Source organism: Geomonas propionica (assembly GCF_016458235.1).
Taxonomy (GTDB): Bacteria; Desulfobacterota; Desulfuromonadia; order Geobacterales; family Geobacteraceae; genus Geomonas; species Geomonas propionica.
The window spans coordinates 91580-107838 of sequence record NZ_JAEMHK010000001.1; the positions used below are offsets into that span (position 1 = coordinate 91580).

General features: G+C 67.9%; 16 protein-coding genes. All 16 read left to right on the plus strand.

Features of this window, described 5'->3' with window-relative positions:
- The first annotated feature begins 17 nt into the window (after positions 1–17).
- From JFN90_RS22465 to JFN90_RS00470, 16 genes are read left to right on the plus strand one after another with little or no spacing between them, the layout of a single operon-like run.
- Entirely contained in the window at positions 18–1238 is a 1221-nt protein-coding gene (locus JFN90_RS22465; protein WP_199393126.1) for a beta-ketoacyl-[acyl-carrier-protein] synthase family protein, read from the plus strand.
- Positions 1235–2719 carry a phytoene desaturase family protein gene (locus JFN90_RS00400; RefSeq protein WP_199393127.1) on the plus strand — a complete coding sequence of 495 codons (1485 nt, stop codon included), beginning with the start codon at positions 1235–1237 and terminating at the stop codon, positions 2717–2719. The genes JFN90_RS22465 and JFN90_RS00400 overlap by 4 nt, the downstream gene beginning before the upstream one ends.
- Positions 2710–3939 carry a beta-ketoacyl-[acyl-carrier-protein] synthase family protein gene (locus tag JFN90_RS00405; protein ID WP_199393128.1) on the plus strand — a complete coding sequence of 410 codons (1230 nt, stop codon included), beginning with the start codon at positions 2710–2712 and terminating at the stop codon, positions 3937–3939. The genes JFN90_RS00400 and JFN90_RS00405 overlap by 10 nt, the downstream gene beginning before the upstream one ends.
- A gap of 1 nt (position 3940) precedes the next feature.
- Positions 3941–4204, plus strand: coding sequence for an acyl carrier protein (locus JFN90_RS00410; RefSeq protein WP_199393129.1), 264 nt, complete (start codon positions 3941–3943; stop codon positions 4202–4204).
- Positions 4205–5017: a lysophospholipid acyltransferase family protein gene (locus tag JFN90_RS00415; RefSeq protein ID WP_199393130.1), complete on the plus strand. Its 813-nt coding sequence runs from the start codon at positions 4205–4207 to the stop codon at positions 5015–5017.
- Positions 5014–6327 carry a phenylacetate--CoA ligase family protein gene (locus tag JFN90_RS00420; RefSeq protein ID WP_199393131.1) on the plus strand — a complete coding sequence of 438 codons (1314 nt, stop codon included), beginning with the start codon at positions 5014–5016 and terminating at the stop codon, positions 6325–6327. Before JFN90_RS00415 ends, JFN90_RS00420 begins: the two co-directional genes overlap by 4 nt.
- Before the next feature lie 33 nt (positions 6328–6360).
- The gene (locus tag JFN90_RS00425) at positions 6361–7956 is read left to right on the plus strand and encodes an HAL/PAL/TAL family ammonia-lyase (RefSeq protein ID WP_199393132.1); all 1596 of its coding nucleotides are present in this window, start codon (positions 6361–6363) and stop codon (positions 7954–7956) included.
- A gap of 2 nt (positions 7957–7958) precedes the next feature.
- Positions 7959–8426: a hypothetical protein gene (locus tag JFN90_RS00430; protein WP_199393133.1), complete on the plus strand. Its 468-nt coding sequence runs from the start codon at positions 7959–7961 to the stop codon at positions 8424–8426.
- Positions 8423–9037 (plus strand): LolA family protein, encoded by a 615-nt coding sequence (locus JFN90_RS00435; protein ID WP_199393134.1) that lies wholly within the window; start codon positions 8423–8425, stop codon positions 9035–9037. The genes JFN90_RS00430 and JFN90_RS00435 overlap by 4 nt, the downstream gene beginning before the upstream one ends.
- A complete protein-coding gene (locus JFN90_RS00440) occupies positions 9038–11413 on the plus strand; it encodes an MMPL family transporter (RefSeq protein ID WP_199393135.1) in 2376 nt (791 codons plus the stop codon).
- Positions 11410–12087 (plus strand): DUF3261 domain-containing protein, encoded by a 678-nt coding sequence (locus tag JFN90_RS00445; RefSeq protein WP_199393136.1) that lies wholly within the window; start codon positions 11410–11412, stop codon positions 12085–12087. The genes JFN90_RS00440 and JFN90_RS00445 overlap by 4 nt, the downstream gene beginning before the upstream one ends.
- Positions 12080–12463 carry a hypothetical protein gene (locus JFN90_RS00450; protein WP_199393137.1) on the plus strand — a complete coding sequence of 128 codons (384 nt, stop codon included), beginning with the start codon at positions 12080–12082 and terminating at the stop codon, positions 12461–12463. Before JFN90_RS00445 ends, JFN90_RS00450 begins: the two co-directional genes overlap by 8 nt.
- A complete protein-coding gene (locus JFN90_RS00455) occupies positions 12460–12921 on the plus strand; it encodes an acyl-CoA thioesterase (RefSeq protein ID WP_199393138.1) in 462 nt (153 codons plus the stop codon). Before JFN90_RS00450 ends, JFN90_RS00455 begins: the two co-directional genes overlap by 4 nt.
- Entirely contained in the window at positions 12918–14045 is a 1128-nt protein-coding gene (locus JFN90_RS00460; RefSeq protein ID WP_199393139.1) for a beta-ketoacyl-[acyl-carrier-protein] synthase family protein, read from the plus strand. Before JFN90_RS00455 ends, JFN90_RS00460 begins: the two co-directional genes overlap by 4 nt.
- Entirely contained in the window at positions 14042–14791 is a 750-nt protein-coding gene (locus JFN90_RS00465; RefSeq protein WP_199393140.1) for a beta-ketoacyl synthase N-terminal-like domain-containing protein, read from the plus strand. Before JFN90_RS00460 ends, JFN90_RS00465 begins: the two co-directional genes overlap by 4 nt.
- Positions 14785–16257 (plus strand): B12-binding domain-containing radical SAM protein, encoded by a 1473-nt coding sequence (locus tag JFN90_RS00470; RefSeq protein WP_199393141.1) that lies wholly within the window; start codon positions 14785–14787, stop codon positions 16255–16257. Before JFN90_RS00465 ends, JFN90_RS00470 begins: the two co-directional genes overlap by 7 nt.
- Positions 16258–16259 lie beyond the last annotated feature (2 nt).

Genomic DNA, 16259 nt, shown 5'->3' on the forward strand with positions numbered 1-16259 from the left:
GAGCAGTTGAGGTAACCGTGCATAAAGTAGCCATTACCGGGATCGGGATCGTCTCCTGCCTGGGAAGCAGCATCCCGGAGGTCGCGCAGGCGCTGCGCTCCGGACGCTCCGGCATCGTGGTCGACGAGGAGCGCGCGCGGCTTGGCTTTCGCAGCCCGCTCACCGGTCGCATCGCGGCGTGGGAACAGCGTGCCCCCCTCTCCAGAAAGCAGGCGAAGACCATGCCCGACTTCGCGGTGCACGCCTTTTCCGCCGCCTGGGACGCGCTCACCATGGCGGGACTATCCGAGGAACTGGTGCAGAGCCCGGAGACGGGGCTCATCTTCGGCTGCGATTCCAGCTGCCTCACCGCGGTGGAACAGGTGGAGCTCCTGCGCGAGCGCGGCGAGACCCAGCTGATCGGCAGCGGACACGTCTTCCGCTCCATGACCTCCTGCATCACCATGAACCTCAACACCCTGCTCAAATGCCGCGGCGCCTGCTGGACCATCAGCTCGGCCTGCTCCAGCGGCGGCCACGCGGTGGGCCAGGCGGCGGACCTGATCGCCATGGGACGCCAGGAGCGGATCATCTGCGGCGGCGCCCAGGAGATCAACTGGCAGTCCATGTGCAGCTTCGACGGCCTGGGGGCATTCTCCCTGCGCCGGGACGACCCCGCCGCCGCCTCGCGCCCCTTCGACGCCGGCCGTGACGGCCTGGTGCCGAGCGGCGGCGCGGCGGCCCTGGTGCTGGAGCGCTGGGACTTGGCGGTGGCGCGCGGCGCCACCATCCTGGGCGAGGTCGCCAGCTACGCCTTCTCCTCCGACGGCAACCACATCTCGGTGCCGAGCAGCGACGGCCTGCAGCGCGCCATGCGCCAGTCGATCACTCTCGCCGGCCTTACCCCCGCCGACATCGACTACGTCTGCGCCCACGCCACCTCGACCCCGGCCGGCGACGCGGCCGAGGCGCGCAACATCTCCGCCGTCTTCGGCCCGTCCACCCCGCCGGTCTCCTCGGTGAAGGGGATGACCGGGCATGAGCTCTGGATGTCGGGCGCCTCCCAGGTGGTGTACAGCACCATCATGGCGCGCGAAGGGTTCATCGCCGCCAACCTCAATTTCGCCACCCCCGACGAGGACTCCGCCCGGCTCAACATCGTCACCGAGACCCTCAACGCCACCCCGGAACACGTCCTGTGCAACTCGGCCGGCTTCGGCGGCACCAACTCCTGCCTAGTACTGAGGTACGCCCGGTGAGCTACGACTACGCCGTCATCGGCGCCGGCGTCTCCGGCATCACCTGCGCCCTCACCCTGGCCCGCAGCGGCTATAAAGTTGCGCTCGTCGAGCGGGCGCCCCGCACCGCGCCGCTTTTGCGCGGCTTCTCGCGCCACGGCGTCCACTTCGACACCGGCTTTCACTACACCGGCGGGCTCGGGCCAGGCGAGCCGCTGGAACTGTTCCTGCGTTACTTGGGCGTCGCGGACCGCATCGAGAGTTTCTCCTTCGACGAGAAGGGATTCGACCTGTTCCGCTGCGACGACCCCGCCTTCGAGTTCGGCTTCCCCGTCGGTTTCGCCAACCTGCGCGAACAGCTTCTCGGCAGCTTCCCCGGCGAGCGCCAAGCCATCGACCAGTACCTGGACCAGGTGGGCGCGGCGTGCCGCGCCATGCCCTACCTGAACCTCGACGCCGAGTTGAGCCAGGAGTCGCTCTTGCAGCGGGTCATCGGCCCGAGCCTGCGCGAGGTACTGGACCGCCTCACCGGTAACGAGCTCTTAAAAAGCTTGCTTTCGGTGCACTCCCTTTTATATGGTGTCTCCAGCCGCGAGGTCCCCTTCGCCCTGCACGCCGCCATCGCCGGGAGCTACTATCAGTCGGTGCGCGGCATCCGCGGCGGCGGCTTGAGCCTCGCCCGCGCCTTCGACGCACGCCTCGCCGAGCTGGGGGTGCAGGTATTGTGTTCGCGGGAGGCGACCGCCATCGAGCTCGGCACGGGCGGCGCGGTGACCGGGGTGCGCCTGGCCGACGGGGAGTTGATCCCCTGCAGCACCGCCATCGCCACGGTCCACCCGCAGTTGCTGCTCGACCTGGTGCCGGAAGGCGCCTTCCGCCCTGTGTACCGCAAACGGCTCGCCTCCCTGGAGGAGACCGTCTCCGCTGTCCTCTGCTTCGCCACCTGCGATGCGCCGCTTCCCGCACTCTCGGGGAGCAACCGGTTCTACGTCCCCGACGCGGGCGCCGTCAACGAACTGGGGGGGCGTCCGGTGGGACAAGGCGCGCTCTACCTGAGTGCGGCCTACCGCAACGGCGACCCTGTCCCGGCCGGATTCATCGGCATCTGCCCCGCGCTCTTCAGCGACGCGGCGGCGTGGCAGTCGCGCCGGGGCGAGCGGCCGTCGGGATACGCAGGCTACAAAGAGGAGGCGCTGGAGCGCCTGACGGCGCAGATCACCCGCGCCTATCCCGAACTCTCCGGCCGCATCAGCAGCATCGAGGCGTCCACACCCCTTACCGTGCGCGACTACTGCGCCACCCCGCTGGGCGGGCTCTACGGCGTGAAGCACATGGTGGGACAGTACAACCCGCAACCGGCCACCAGGGTCCCCGGCCTGTTCCTGTCCGGGCAGGCTGTGGCCTCGCCCGGGGTCATGGGGGCGGTGCTCTCGGGGCTGGTCACCTGCGGCACCCTGCTCGGGCACGACCGCATCAGAAAGGAATTGAAGGAATGTTGTTGAGAAGAGTGGTCATCACCGGCGTAGGGACGATCTCCCCCTTCGGGCGCGGCGTGGCGAGCCTCATGGACGGGCTGTTGGCGGGCAAGAGCGGCGTGGTCGAGCTCCCGGCGCTCGCGGAAATAACCGGGATGCGCACTCGGGTCGCCGCACTCGCCACCGGGGTCGAGGCAATGGAGATCCCGCGCAAGTTCCGCCGCTCCATGTCCAACATGTCCATCTTCGCCACCCTGGCCGCCCAGGATGCCGTCGCCATGGCCGGCCTCGCCCCGGAACAACTCGGCAGCGGCAGGCTCGGGGTCTCCATCGGCTCCACCACCGGCAGCCCGCAGACCATGGAGGAGTTCTTCCGCGAGTTCAACGCAGACCACAGCCTGGAGCGGATGAAGTCGACGCTCTTCTTCCACATCATGAACCACAGCTGCGCCTCCAACGTGGCGCAGGCCCTGGGAGTGACCGGGAGGGTGCTCGCCCCCGCCGCCGCCTGCTCGACCTCGACCCACGCCATCGGCTACGGCGCCGAGATGATCGGCCTGGGCAAGCAGGATTTCATGCTCTGCGGCGGCGCCGACGAGTTTCACCCGCTCACCTCGGGCACCTTCGACATCATCAACGCCGCCTCGGCCGGCTTCAACGACACACCGCACCAGACGCCACGCCCCTTCGATCTTAGGCGCGACGGCATCGTCTGCGGCGAGGGGAGCGGCATCCTGCTCCTGGAATCGCTCGACTCGGCGCTGGCTCGCGGCGCCGAGATCCTGGCCGAGCTGACCGGATTCGCCACCAACTCGGACCCCGGCAGCATAGCCAACCCGGACGCAGCCTGCATCGCCCAGTGCATGCGCCTCGCCCTCGCCGACGCCGGCATTGAGGCCGGCGCGGTCGACTACGTGAACGCCCACGCCACCGCCACCGAGCAGGGTGACATCGCGGAGTGCGCCGCCATCGCGGAGGTGTTCGGCGCGGACACCCCGGTTAGCAGCCTCAAGGGGCACCTGGGTCACACCATGGCCGCCAGCGGGGCCTTGGAACTAGCCGCCTGCGTCGAAATGCTGCGCCGCGGGGTGCTGGTCCCGACCCTCAACCTGGACGAGGTCGATCCCGCCTGCGCCTGCGTGCTGCACCAAAGGGAGGTCGCCCAGCGCCGGATCGACACGCTGATCAAGAACAATTTCGCCTTGGGTGGCGTCAATTCATCCATAATTTTGAGGAGATATGTCTAGCATGACCGATCAGGAAATCGTAGCGAAGATCAACAGTTCCCTGGCAGAGGAGTTCGAGTACGACCTCGCCGCCATGACCCCGGAGACCACCCTGTTCGAGGACATGGGACTGGACAGCCTGGACGTGGTCGACCTGGTGATCGTCCTGGAAACCGCCTTCAGCATGAAAGTGCGCGAGGAGGAGGCCATCCGCAAAATCCGCACCCTGGGCGACATCCACGACTTCGTCATCGCCAAGAAACGCCAGTTGGAGGGTGACCGGTAGGTGACGCCGCAGGGACCCCCACGGCACCGGGAGAAAAGCGGCAGGTTCTGGCTGCTCCGGGCGCTGCTTCTCAACCTGACCTTCTACCCCCTGATGGCGCTCTGGACCGTCGCCGGCATCGTTGCGTCCCCGCTCTGCCTGGTCCTCTGGAAGCTGGTCACCGGCTGGGACCTGGGCCGGATCACCCGGCACCTGATCAGCATCCACGGCAACGGCATGGTCGTCATCACTGCCCCGTTCGTCCGCTTTTGCAGCGAAGGCACGGAGAGCATCGAGCGCCCCTGCATCCTGGTGCTGAACCACCTCTCCTTCTTCGACAGCTATTACATGTCCAGGCTCCCCTTCCACGACATCGTCTTCGCGGTGGGAGCCTGGCCTTTCAAGATGTACTGGTACACGCTCTTCATGCGTCTGGCCCGTTACCTCGACGTGGAAAGCGCCGATTGGGGCGACGTGGTGGCGACCTGCTCGGAGACCTTCGCCCAAAAGGGTGTGGTGATCTTTTACCCCGAGGGGCACCGCTCGCGGACCGGCCGGCTGCAGCCCTTTTATTCCGGCGCCTTCCGGCTCGCCAAGGAGACCGGCGTCCCCATCGTGCCCCTGGTCATCACCGGAACCGGCGACCTGCTGCCGCCGGGGCGCTTCGCGCTCTACCCGACCCGGGTGCGTCTCAAGGCGCTCCCCCCGGTCGATCCCGCTTTGTTCCCGGGGCATAACGGCCACCTGAGGCTGCGCCGCGAGGTGCGCGAGCGGATGACGCGGGCGCTGGCCGAGATGCAGGGGGAGACCGGCACGATGAGGGTAGAGAAATGATCTGGGATGCCCACAAGGGACTCGAGCTGGCCCGCCTGGACGCCGCGGCCATCGCCGCGCGCCACGAGGAACTGCTGCGCCGCCACGTGTGCTACTGCGCGGAGCACTCCCCTTTTTACCGCGCTATATTCCGACAGGCAGGCGTGGCACCCGGGGATATCGCGACTCTCGCGGACCTGGCCCGGCTCCCGCTGACAGAGAAACACCACCTGGAGGAGTGCCGCGACGACTTCCTCGCCGTGGGAGAGGACGAGATCACCGACGTCTGCCTCACCTCCGGCACCACCGGCAAGCCGATCGCCATGCTGCAGAGTAACGCCGACCTGGAGCGGCTCGCCTACAACGAGGAGATTTCCTTCCGGGGGGTGGGCATCACCAGCGCCGACCGGGTCCTGGTTGCCGCCGCCATCGACCGCTGTTTCATGGCCGGGCTCGCCTACTTCATGGGGCTCACCCGCATCGGCGCCACCGTCATCCGCGGCGGCTCCAGCAGCACCGCTCTTCTGGTCGAACTGATCAGGAACTGCCGCCCGAGCGCCATCATCGGGGTGCCGACCCTGCTGCTCGCCCTGGCCAAGAAGCTGGAGCAGGAAGGGCTCGCGCCGGACGCGGTCGGCGTCACCCGGCTCATCTGCATCGGCGAGCCGGTGCGCACCCCCGACTTTGCCCTCTCTCCCTTGGGGGAGCGCCTGTTGCAAGCCTGGGGCTGCCGGATCTTCGGCACCTACGCCAGCACCGAGATGGCCACCTCCTTCACCGACTGCGACGCCGGTTTGGGCGGCCACCTTCACCCGGATTTGATCGCGGTGGAGATCGTGAACGAGGACGGTCTCCCGGTCCCGGACGGGGAGCCAGGCGAGGTGATCGCCACGCCGCTCGGCGTCGGCGCCATGCCGCTTCTGCGTTTCCGCACCGGCGACATCGCGACGCTGCACCGCGATCCCTGCCCGTGCGGCCGTAACACGCCGCGCATCGGACCGGTCGTAGGCCGGAAGTCCCAGATGCTCAAGTACCGCGGCACCACCGTCTACCCCCCGGCCATCGCCACCGTGCTGCAGAGTATGCACGGGGTGCAGGGTTTCTACATCGAGGCGGAGAGCGAGTTCGCCCTGTCGGACCGGATCCGCGTGGTGGTGGGGAGCGCCGACCCGTCCCTCACCCCGGCCCAGGTGGCCAAGAAGATCGCCGCCGCCATCCGGGTTAGTCCCGAGGTGGTGCTGGTCCCCCCCGAGGAGGTCCTCAGGGTGACCGTGCAGGAGGACAAGAGAAAGCCGGTCCTCTTCTTCGACCGCCGCACCACGCCGGCCTGAGACGGGGCGCACCACGAACTGGAAAGGATAGCCATGTCCCACCGTCCCACAGTAACCCTCAACGGCGCCGACCTGACCGTCGCCGACATCGTCGCCATCGGCGTCGGCGACCGCGAACTGGTCCTCGAGCCGGCAGCCGTCGAGCGCTGCCGCGCCAGCCGCGCCTTCCTCGAGGAGGAGGTTGCCGCGCGCCGCATCATCTACGGCGTCAACACCTCCTTCGGGCCGATGTGCAACAAGATCGTCGAGGACGCCGAGATCGAGGCGCTCCAGGTGAACCTGATCCGCAGCCATGCGGCGGGTTTGGGCGACCCCCTGAAGCCCTACGTCGCCAACGCCGTCATGGCAGTGCGCCTGAACACCCTGGTCAAGGGATACTCCGGTGTGCGCGTCGAGCTCCTCGAGTTCATGAAAGATCTGGTGAACCGCGGCATCGCCCCCTACATCCCGGAGTGCGGCTCGGTGGGGGCCTCCGGCGACCTGATCCACCTGGCGCACCTGGCGCTGACCATCATCGGCGAAGGGAAGTCCTACTACCAGAACGAACTGCACGACACCGGCGCGCTCTTCGCCCGCCTCGGCATCACCCCCTTCTCGCTCAGCTTCAAGGAGGGGATCGCCCTCATGAACGGCACCTCCGCCATGACCGCGGTGGCCGCCTTCGCCCTCTTCGGCGCCAGAAAGCTCCTGCACCTCTCCCTGTTCACCGGCGCCTTCGCCCTGGAGATCTTCGGCGGCATCGACGACGCCTTCGACGAGGACCTGCACCTGGTCAAGCCGCACCCCGGCCAGCTCGAAGTGGCCCGCGCCATCCGCGCCCTCTACGCCGGCTCCGGCAACATCACCCTCAGAAAAGAGATGCACGAACGCATCCGCGGCCACGAGACCGACGGCCCGGTCTACGAGACCAGCGTCAACGTGCAGGACGTCTACTCCGTGCGCTGCACCCCGCAGGTGCTCGCCCCGGTGCTGGAGGCGATCGAGGCGGCGGAGCGCACCGTGACCATCGAGGCCAACTCCTCCAACGACAACCCGATCGTCATCCCGGAGCGCAAGAAGGTGATTCACGGCGGCAACTTCCACGGCCAGAGCATCGGCTTCGCCATGGACTCGCTGTGCATGGCCATGGCGACCATGTGCACCCTTTCCGAGCGCCGCATCAACAAGTTCCTGGACCGCAACATCAACGAGGGACTCCCGGAGTTCCTGATCCCGGGGACGCCCGGCCTCACCATGGGCTTCATGGGGAGCCAGTATCTCGCCACCTCGACCACGGCGGAGAACCGCCAGCTGGCCAACCCGGTCTCCACCAACTCCATCTCCTGCAACGCCTCCAACCAGGACGTGGTCAGCATGGGGACGGTGGCGGCGCGCAAGGCGTTCAAGTCGGTCAGCAACGCGAAGCACGTGCTCACCCTCGAGGTCCTCGCCGACCTGCAGGCCCTCTCCTTTAGAAACGCGGATCGCCTGGGCGCCGGGACCGGAAAGCTCTACGCCATCCTGAACCGGGACTTCGCCGTGTACGACAACCAGCGCGTCTTCCACGAGGACCTGGTCCGCTTCAGAAAGCTCCTCTTCTCGAGCCAGCTTCTGGACGACCTGACCCCGTACCTGGGACAAGAGAGGTGACCATGGGTGACAACGCCATGACTGTCGACCTGACCCTCCCCATGCCGGCGCGGCTCCTCATCCCGCACCGCCCCCCCATGCAGCTCGTCGAGCGGCTGTTGAGCTTCGGCGACCAGGCGGGGGAGGTCGAGGCGCTCTTCCCGGCGGAGAGCCTTCTGGCCGCCGCCGACGGCACCCTGGACGGGGTGGCCTTGGTCGAGCTCCTAGCGCAGGGATACGCGGTCATCAAGGGATACGACGACCTCTCGCAGGGTAAGGAAATCTCCAAGGGGTACCTGGTGGGGATCCGCAAGCTGCGCCTGACCGGGACCGCCCGCGTCGGTGAGCGGCTCCTGGTGCGCATCCGCACCGTGGGGAGCTTCGAAGGGTTCGCCGTCGCCGAGGGCGAGGTAGAGCGCGACGGCGCCGCTATCGCGAGCGGCACACTGAAGCTTTGGATCGTGGGCGACGCGGCCGGGGAGGCAGCATGAAAAGGCTTTTGCTCCTGTGCGCCCTGCTCCTTCCGGCGCTGCCGCTCCACGCTGAGAGCCAGCCTTCGCCGCAGCTTTTGGAGACGCTCGAGAAAAACGCCGGCTCGGTGCGCACCCTCTCCAGTGATTTCGTTCAGGAAAAGCACCTGAGCATGTTCAAGAACCCGATGACGTCCAAAGGGCGCCTCTACTTCGCCCGCCCGGACCAGTTGCGCTGGGAACTGACCGCGCCGGTCGCGTCGGGCTTCGTGCTCAAGGGGGATCGGGGCAGGCGCTGGCACGAGCGGACCGGCCGCACCGAGAGCTTCCAGATCAACCAGGAGCCTATCATGAAGCTGGTTTCCGAGCAGCTCTTCGCGTGGGCCCGCTCCGACTTCGCCTGGATCAAAAAGGAGTACCGCGTCACCGTGCTGCAGGAGTCCCCGGCCCTGTTGCGGCTCGAGCCGCGCTCCGCTGCCACCGCGGGCTTTCTGCACCACCTCCTGGTCGGCTTCAGCGCCGACGGGCGCTACGTGAAGAGCGTGGAACTGCACGAAAAAGATGGGGACTTCACCAGGATCCGTTTCCAGAACACGGTGGTGAACAAGGCGCTGCCGGCGGACATTTTCTAGATGAACGAGCCCTCCGTGAACCTCTTCGGCCGGCTGTACCGCTACTTCGCCGGCCGTCGCCGCGTCCTCTACGGGGCGACGCTGCTCTTGGTGGCGCTCTCCCTGTTCGCCTCGTCGCGGCTGAAGCTTCAGGAAGACATCGTCGCCATGCTCCCCGACGACGGCTCCAGCGCGGCCACCGACTTTCGCCTCTTGCAGCTCGCCCCCTTCACCCGGAAGCTCGTGGTGAGTCTGAAGACGCAGAGCCCGGGGGACAGCGCAGGCCTGGTCGCCGCCGCGGACAGCCTGGCCCAAGGGCTGCGCGAGGCGAAGGTGGGCACAGTGAGCACGGGGCCCGCCGCGCTGGGGGCGGAGTTCTTCGGCTTTTTGGGCTCGGCACTACCGAGCCTGTGCGGCGAGGCCGACCTGAAGCGGTTGGAGGCGGCGACCGCGCCGGAAAAGGTGCGCGAGCGCCTGCGCGAAGGGTACGAGCAGCTCCTGGCCCCAGAGGGTTGGGCGCTCAAAGGGAAGCTGCAGAGCGACCCGCTCTCCTTCTCCGACCTGGTCCTGGAGCGCCTCCGCTTTCTGAACCTGGTCCCCAACATGCGCCTGGTGCAGAACCATTTCGTCTCCGCGGACGGCAGTTCCGCGCTGATCACGGTGGGTACCACCGTCCCCATGACAGATTCGGCCGCCTCGCACCAGCTCATGGACCGGGTTGACGCCGCGGTCAAGAAGACGGTACCTGCCGGCTTCAGCGCCACCGTCCTCTCCGGGCACCGCTACACGCTCGCCAACGCCGATGCGGTCAAGCGCGACCTGTACCTGGTGCTGACGCTCAGCGTGGTGGCGATCTTCGCCATCTACCTGATCTTCTTACGGAGCATGAGCGCCCTGTTCGTGTTCCTGGTGCCGTCGTCGGTGCTCGCCATCGCCTCCGGCGCCATGGCGCTCTGGGCCCCCAGGGTCTTCGCCGTCACCTTGGGCTTCGGCGGTGTGCTTCTGGGCATGGTTGACGAGTACGCCACCATGATCTACTTCGCCTGCCGCAAGGGGGGCAAGGACCCGGCCCTGATCACCGCCGAAGTGGCGCGGCCTGTTCTCTCGGGAGCCCTGGCGACGCTCCTTTCCTTCGGGGTGATGCTTCTCTCGGTGCTCCCGGGGCAGCGCCAGCTCGCCGTGTACAGCATGACCGGCATCGCGGCCGCACTCCTCTTCTCGCTGGTGGTGCTGCCGCACCTGGTGCGCCCGGCCCCGGGCGGGAGCCTCCCGTTCGGCGGCATGAAGACGCTGCGCCCGCCGCGCCGGCTGGTGCTGGTCGTCTGGTGCGCGATCTTGGCCGTTTGTGCCTTCGGCGCCACCCGGGTCCGCTTCAACGGCAGCCTGCAGGCGGTGAACCTGGTCCCCCCCGAGCTGAAGCGGGCCGAGGCCGAGCTGAACCGGACCTGGGGCGACCTGCAGGGGAAGGCGCTCATCTTCGCCGAGGGAAAGGACCTGGAGAGCGCGCTGGAGCTGAACCGCCGCGTCTTCGAGCGGCTCGCCCCGACCCTCCCCCCCGGAGAGCTGGTCTCTCTGGCGCCGCTCTTGCCCAGCGAGGCGCGCCAGCGCGAGAACCGGGACCGCTGGATCGCTTTCTGGCAGAACGGCCGTGCCGCGCGCCTGGAGCATGACCTCGCGCGCGAGGGTGCCTCCTTCGGCTTTACCGGCGCCGCCTTCGCCCCCTTCCTGGCTACGCTCAAGGCGCCCGCCGCTCCCCTGAATCTTGATGGGTTGCGCGCGGCAGGTCTTGGCGAGTTGGTGGACGCACTGGTGCTGCCAGCCCCCGGCTCGTTCCGGGTGCTCACGCTGGTGCCCGACCGCCCGGAACTGGTCCAGCGCCTGTCCCGGGAACTGGCCCCGCTGCCCGGTGTGCGCATGGTCTCGGAGAGCCGCTTCGGCGCCGTCATGGGGGGGAGCATCATCGGCGACTTCACCCGGTACCTCGCCATCACCGGGGTGCTGGTGTTCCTGCTGGTCGCCGCCGTGTTCCGCGCCCCGTCGCGCATCGCGCTGGTGCTGGTGCCGGTAGTGACCGGCGTGGTCTGCATGCTGGGCATCATGGGGCTCTTGGGGCTCGCGTTCAACATCTTCAACATCGCGGCCACCATCCTGATCATTGGCCTCTGCGTCGACTACGGCATCTTCATGGTAAGCCGGCTCGAAGACGGCGGCGACGAGACCTCGCGCCTCGCCGTACTGGTCTCCGGGCTAACCACCCTGGCCGGTCTCGGGGCGCTCGCCCTGGCGCGCCACCCCTCGATGCAGTCCATCGGGGTTTCCGTCCTGCTCGGGGTCGGCACCGGAATACCCGCGGCGCTGTTCGTGATACCGGCGCTGCACAGAAAGGACGCGCCATGAGGCGGATCGCCCTTTTCCTGTCGGCTGCGCTCTTGCTCCTTCTGGCCGGCTGCGCCCGGGTCCCCTTCGAGGCGACCGAACTGGTGCCGACCGTCCCCCGCTCGGCGGCACAATTAGCCGACGGCCTCTGGAGCAGCCAGCGGAGCCCACTCGTTGTGCGCCACAGCGCCCTGTTCGAGTTGCGCGGCATGCGCGTCCCGGTGGAGGCGATGCTGATGCTCGACACTCGCGCCGGCGAGGCCCGCCTGGTCGGGATGAACGAGATGGGGGTGAAGCTGTACGACATCACCGTTCTCCCCGACGGCAGCCGGGCCAACTTCGTCATGCCGGAACTGGCGCGCTACCCCGGCTTCGCCGAGGCGGTGGCGCTCTCGGTGCGCCGCATCTTCCTGGCGCCGGCGCCCGCGGCAACAGACCGGCTCACCGTCGCCAGGAACAGCTACCAGGCCAGCCGCGAGGAGGGGGGCGCGACGCTCCGCTTCACTTTCGGCGGCGCCGACGCCCAACTCCTGGAGAAGTCCTGCCGCGGCGCGGACCAGTCCTGGCGGGTGCGCTACTACCGCTACCAGCGGCGCGACGGGCTCCTTTTTCCCGGCGGCATCGTGCTCGACGACGATCGGGCCGGCTACCGCCTCACCCTTTGGATCGACAGCGTGGAGCCAAGCAATGAATAGCATCATCGCCAAGGAAATAACCGCGAGCCGCCTCAGGGCGGAAAGCGACAGCGAGGGGGGCTGCCTCGGGCGCTACCGTTTCGACACCGGCTTCGCCGGTTTCGACGGGCACTTCCCCGGCTTCCCGATCCTGCCGGCCATCGTCGAGATCCACGCCGTGGTCTCCCTGGTTGGCGCAGTGCGCCAGTCTCCCCAGCGCCTAGTCGCCGTGCAGGACGCCAAGTTTCTGAACCCGGTTCGCCCGGGCCAGGAGCTGCAGGTCGCCTGCCGCCCGCGCACCGTGCAGGGGAAAGAACTCTGCGACGCGCGCCTCACCGTGGGCGAGGTGACCGTGGCCACCATGCTCCTGGAACTGGCAGCGGAGGAATCGCCGTGACCCGCCCCTACTTCACGCCGACGCCGGGGGCACCCCCGCCGCTGCGCATCACGGTCGAGCGCCAGGTTCGTTTCGAGGAGGTCGATCCCCTCAACATCGTCTGGCACGGCCGTTACCCGAGCTACTTCGAGGACGCGCGCGTCGCCTTCGGGGAAAAGTACGGCCTGGGCTACCTGGAGTGCTATGAACGTGGCATCGTCACCCCTATCAAGAAGATGCACGTCGACTACTTCCGCCCGCTCGCCTTCCCGGATCGCTTCACCGTTGAGGGGATCCTGCACTTCACCACCGCGGCGCGGCTGAATTTCGAGTTCGTGATCAGGAACCAGGCAGGCGAGGTGACCTGCACCGGCTACACAGTGCAGATGATGCTGGACAAGAACCAGGAGATCATGCTGGTCCCGCCCCCCTTCATTGAGGAGTTCCTGGAGCGCTGGCGGCAAGGAGCGTTGTCGTGAACGAGGTCTGCATCACCGCCGCGCAGACGGTGACCGGTCTCGGCACCGGGGTCCAAGCGCTTTTCGATGGGATGATGGCGGGTAACAGCGCCGTGGCTCCGGTGCAGCGCTTCGGGACCGCCCGCTATATCTCGCCCAACGCCTGCTGCGTGCCGGGCCTTACGGCAGATGAAGATTCGCTCCTCTACCCCCTGCTGGAGCGACTGTTGGACGGCTTTCCCGCCGTCCCGGCCGACTGCCGGCTCCTTCTCGCCAGCACCAAGGGTCCGGTGGATCTGATGGAGCGGCTGCAGCGGGGCGAGGCTGTCGATCCGGCCCAACTGACTATGGAGCGCGTGCTGTCCTGGGTAGGAGAGCGCTGCGGCACCAGCGGACCGGCGCTCAACGTGAACGCCGCCTGTGCCTCCTCCACCCTGGCGCTGGCGCGCGCCGCGCAGATGATCGCCTTGGGGCGCTGCGAAGCGGCGCTGGTGGTCTGCCTCGACCTGGTCAGCGAGTTCGTCTTTTCCGGCTTCTCCGCGCTGCAGGCCCTCTCCCCGACCCGCTGCCGCCCCTTCGACAAGAACCGGGACGGGCTTACCCTGGGCGAGGGGGGGGCGGCGCTGCTCCTGATGAGCCGCGAGCGCGCCCGACGCGAGGGACGCCCGGTGCTCGGCGTCGTGGCCGGCTGGGGCGCCGCCAACGACGCGACCCACATCACGGCCCCGGCCCGCGACGCCTGTGGCCTGATCCAGACTGTGCGCCAGGCCCTCTCCCGCGCCGCACTCACCACCGACGCCATCGCCGCGGTGAGCGCGCACGGCACGGCAACGCAGTACAACGACCAGATGGAACTGACCGCCCTGCGCGCCCTCTTCCCCGGCCGCACCCTGCCGGTGCACTCGGTGAAGGGGGCCATCGGCCACACCTTGGGCGCTGCCGGCGGCATCGAGGCCGCCCTCGGGCTCAAGTGCCTGGAGGCCGGGGTGCTCCCCCCGACCGTCGGGCTCATCGAGCCGGACCCGGAAGGGGTGGGGTTCGTGAGCGACGCGGCGCAGGACATCAGGGGAGATTACCTCTTGAGCACCAACTCCGGGTTCGGCGGCGTGAACGCCGCCGTCATCCTCAGCCGGGGGGACGCATGAAGGCGTACCTGAACGGCATCGGCTGGGTCACCGGCACCGGCTGCGGCATGGGGTCGCATGGGGGCGATCAGGTCTTCGCCAACCGCCCCCTCCCCGCGCTGGCGCGCCGTGACGTCTTCGCCGAGCCCAATCAGCGCTTCGGGCGTATGTCCGACTACGCCAAGCTCGGCTTGGCCGCCCTGGCCTTCGCCCTGCGCGACGCGGGACTGGAAGCGTGGAGCGAGAAGCGTCCCTTCGGCGTCGTCGCTGGGACCAGGCTCGGCTGCCTCGCCACCGATCTCGATTACCAGCGCACCGTGCTGCTGGAAGGTGGAGGGCTCGCGAGCCCCAATCTGTTCGCCTACACCCTCGCCAACTGCTTCCTCGGGGACGCCGCCATCCAGTTCGGCCTCACCGGGTCGCTGCTGGCGGTGAACGAGACAGGAAGCGCCGGGCTGGGCGCGATCGCCATGGCCTTGGACCAGCTCGCCCTAAAGGAGGAGCCGGTGGTGCTTGCCGGCGTCTGCGACCTGGCTCCCCCGGAGCCCTTGGCTAGCGTCGCTGAGTTTCTCCCCGGCGCCGCCTTCCTGGTGCTGGCTGAGGCTCCGGGCCCGCGCTGCTACGGCAGCGTCACGGTAGCCGCTGACGGCGGCATCGCCTGCAACGGCACCTCCGTCGGCAGCATGGCGCAGCTGATCGATGCAGCCCTGAAGCATAATGGGATCTCGCAACAGGCCGAGAACACCGAAGAAGGAACCACATGCTAGACCGCCGAAAAATACTCCTGGTGCATCCCCTGGGCTACCGGGCCGACGCGGCCGCGCGCGACATCTCCCGCGTCGCCAACATCATGCCTCCCCTGGGGCTCGCCAGCATCGCCGCCTACCTTGAGCAGCGCGGCATGCGCGCCGACATCGTGGACTGCTACGCCCGCCCCGACTCGGACCGGGTCATCCGCGATTACCTGCTGGCGGAGCGCCCCGCCATGATCGGCCTGAGCTGCACCACCTCCAGCTTCCTGGACGGCATCCGCATCGCGGAGATGGCGCGTCGGGTGCTCCCCGGCATCCGCACCGTCTTCGGCGGCCCCCACGTCTCCGCGTTGAAGTCCGGGCTATTCCCCGACTACCCCGCCATGGACTACGCGGTCGTGGGCGAGGGGGAGGAGACCATGGCGGAGCTTCTCCTGAAGGGGTGGGACGACCCCGCCTCCGTGGGCGGCATCATCTACCGCGACGGCGCCGACGCCGTCTGGACCGGGTACCGCGAGCGTCCCCTGGTGCTGGACGAGCTCCCCTTCCCGGCCTACGAGAAGCTGGCGGGGTTCCCGGCGTCGTACCGGCTCCCCATCTTCAACTACCCGAAGACGCCCAACACGAGCTGCATCTCCAGCCGCGGCTGCCCCTACGCCTGCAGCTACTGCGACCGCTCCGTGTTCCGGCGCAGCTTCCGCTACAACTCTGCCGAGTACCTCTACGAGCACCTGCGCTACCTGAAAGACCGCTTCGGCATCCGCCACATCAACTTCTACGACGACCAGTTCACCTTCAACCGGGAACGGGTCGAAAAGTTCACCACGCTGATGACTGACCGCCCCCTGGGCATGACCTTCAACTGCGCGGTGCGCGCCGAGCACATCGACCCGGAGCTGCTCACCCGCATGAAAGGGGCCGGCTGCTGGATGATGAGCCTGGGGATCGAAACCGGCGACGAGGATCTCCTGGCCCAGCACCGCCAGAATGCCGACCTGGACCACCTGGCGCAGAAGATCCGCATGATCAAGGATGCCGGGATGCGCACCAAGGGGCTCCTGATGATCGGGCTTCCCGGCGAGACCGAGCAGAGCATCCGCAAGAGCATGGACTACGTCTTCTCCCTCCCCATCGACGACTTCAACCTGGCCAAGTTCACCCCGTTCCCCGGTTCGCCGGTGTACGAGAAGATCCACGAACTGGGCGAGTTCCAGGAGGATTGGGAGAAGATGGACTGCATGAACTTCCTCTTCGTCACCAAGGGGATGACCCGGGAGCGCCTGGAAGAGCTGTTCCAGGAGTTCTACCGCAACCACTTCAAGCGCCACAAGGTACTCTGGGGCTACGTCACCATGCTCTGGCGCTCGCCGGACAGCTGGCTGCGCTTTTTGGGGAACCTCTCCAGCTTCCTGAAATTCACCAGGAAGACCGAGCGTTTCGAGGCGGAGCCGTCGGCCCCGGTTGCGCCGGACGCAAAATAACC